The organism is Halobacillus salinus, from assembly GCF_004684905.1.
Lineage (GTDB): Bacteria > Bacillota > Bacilli > Bacillales > Halobacillaceae > Halobacillus > Halobacillus salinus.
In genome coordinates this window covers 1-1782 of the sequence record NZ_SRJC01000011.1, presented here as the reverse complement: position 1 = coordinate 1782, position 1782 = coordinate 1, and the positions used below count along the sequence as shown (strand labels likewise).

1 protein-coding gene is annotated in these 1782 nt (G+C 61.0%); it reads right to left on the bottom strand.

The window, feature by feature from the left end; translation table 11 throughout:
* Window positions 1-1782, bottom strand: a 1782-nt coding sequence (locus E4663_RS19880; RefSeq protein WP_193554869.1) for a hypothetical protein, incomplete at both ends; no start/stop codon positions are given.

Sequence of the window (1782 nt, the reverse complement as noted above, 5' to 3'; positions counted from 1 at the left end):
CCGGTTGCTCCAGTGGCTCCTGTTGCTCCGGTCACTCCAGTGGCTCCTGTGACACCAGTTGCTCCGGTTACTCCTGTTGCTCCGGTCACTCCAGTGGCTCCTGTGACACCAGTTGCTCCGGTTACTCCTGTTGCTCCGGTTACTCCGGTTGCTCCTGTCGCTCCAGTTACTCCAGTCGCTCCGGTGGCTCCTGTTACTCCTGTCGCTCCAGTTACTCCAGTCGCTCCGGTTACTCCACTAGGTCCTGTCGGTCCGGTGGCTCCTGTTACTCCTGTTGCACCAGTTGCTCCCGTTGCTCCATTGGCTCCGGTTGCTCCAGTGGCTCCGGTTGCTCCGGTCACTCCAGTGGCTCCTGTTACTCCAGTGGCTCCGGTTGCTCCGGTCACTCCAGTGGCTCCCGTTGCTCCGGTCACTCCAGTGGCTCCTGTTGCTCCGGTCACTCCAGTGGCTCCTGTTACTCCAGTGGCTCCGGTTGCTCCGGTCACTCCAGTGGCTCCGGTTGCTCCGGTCACTCCAGTGGCTCCTGTTACTCCAGTGGCTCCGGTTGCTCCGGTCACTCCAGTGGCTCCGGTTGCTCCGGTCACTCCAGTGGCTCCTGTTACTCCAGTGGCTCCGGTTGCTCCGGTCACTCCAGTGGCTCCGGTTGCTCCGGTCACTCCAGTGGCTCCTGTTACTCCAGTGGCTCCGGTTGCTCCGGTTGCTCCCGTTACTCCTGTCGCACCAGTTGCTCCCGTTGCTCCAGTGGCTCCGGTTGCTCCGGTCACTCCAGTGGCTCCGGTTACTCCACTAGGTCCTGTCGGTCCGGTGGCTCCTGTTGCTCCGGTTACTCCACTAGGTCCTGTCGGTCCGGTGGCTCCTGTTGCTCCGGTGGCTCCGGTCACTCCAGTGGCTCCGGTTACTCCACTAGGTCCTGTCGGTCCGGTGGCTCCGGTTACTCCAGTCGCTCCCGTTACTCCAGTTGTTCCGGTTGCTCCCGTTACACCTGTTGGACCAGTTGGCCCCGTCGCTCCAGTGGCTCCTGTTACTCCTGTTGCACCAGTTACTCCTGTGGCTCCGGTGGCTCCTGTAGCTCCTGTTATTCCTGTTGCACCAGTTACTCCAGTGGCTCCAGTCGCTCCTGTGGCTCCGGTCACTCCGGTTGCACCAGTTACTCCTGTGGCTCCAGTCACTCCTGTTGCTCCGGTTGCTCCAGTTGCACCAGTTACTCCTGTTGCACCAGTCGCTCCGGTTACTCCGGTTGCTCCTGTCGCTCCAGTTACTCCAGTCGCTCCGGTGGCTCCGGTGGCTCCTGTAGCTCCTGTTATTCCTGTTGCACCAGTTACTCCTGTTGCTCCAGTTGCTCCAGTTGCACCAGTAGCCCCAGTTACTCCTGTTGCTCCAGTCACTCCTGTTGCTCCTGTTGCTCCGGTAGCTCCAGTGATCCCAGTTGCTCCCGTTGCTCCCGTTACTCCTGTCGCACCAGTTGCTCCCGTTGCTCCAGTTACTCCAGTGGCTCCAGTTACTCCTGTTGCTCCGGTCACTCCAGTGGCTCCGGTTACCCCAGTTGCACCAGTAGCCCCAGTTACTCCAGTTGTTCCGGTTGCTCCCGTTACACCTGTTGGACCAGTTGGCCCCGTCGCTCCCGTTGTTCCTGTGACCCCGGTTGCTCCGGTTGCTCCTGTGACCCCGGTTGCTCCCGTTGCTCCGGTCACTCCGGTTGCACCAGTTGCACCAGTAGCCCCAGTTACTCCTGTTGCTCCAGTCACTCCTGTGGCTCCCGTTGCTCCCGTTGCTCCAGTTGCT